This is a genomic window from Halalkalibacter oceani (genome assembly GCF_023715705.1).
GTDB lineage: Bacteria > Bacillota > Bacilli > Bacillales > Bacillaceae_D > Halalkalibacter > Halalkalibacter oceani_A.
Genome location: NZ_JAMBOS010000074.1, coordinates 1 through 563 on the forward strand (window position 1 = coordinate 1; position 563 = coordinate 563).

Annotated in this window: 1 protein-coding gene; it reads right to left on the reverse strand. The window is 38.7% G+C overall.

What is annotated here, in order from left to right:
- Positions 1 to 563 (reverse strand): DUF4372 domain-containing protein (locus M3212_RS21700; protein ID WP_251195980.1); only part of this gene is annotated, 563 nt, incomplete at both ends.

A 563-nucleotide genomic window follows, 5' to 3' on the forward strand; every position in this document is an offset into this window, starting at 1 on the left:
TCAATGAGATCTCCCATTTGAGTGCGGTCTGCATGCTTAGCTGGTAAAAGAATTCCTTTATCGGGTAAGGTCAACTCTTTGGTAACCACGACTCGTAAATGAAGGCGAATCCCAGCTTTCGTTTTACGAAAAGTCGCCCAAGGGTACTGACTTACACTCATGCTCATCGTTGTTGAATCGATCACGTGTAAGCGACCAATCTCACGAATGATCGGCGATTGCTTCATCTTTGCTTGAATGTTCAACACGAGATAATGAAAGATCTTCTCAAATAACGTTGGGGATAAATCACCCAATTTCCTTGAAAGCTGTGACGTGCTAATCGTATCAAATGCGAGTTGAACTTGAAGCTCTTCCTTATCTTTTAGCTTCTTTGACATTTGAGTTAAGCTTTTGGTTTCTTTCAATTGCGAAATGATCAGCAGTTGAAGAAACTTATAGGCTGTCAGCTTTTTCACGTATTTATCAAGGTCAATCACGTTAATTAGATTGGAAAAAGTATGTTCATCAATGACTTTTAGTAGTTCATTTATTGTAGATTTTATGGTATTCTTGTCCATGTG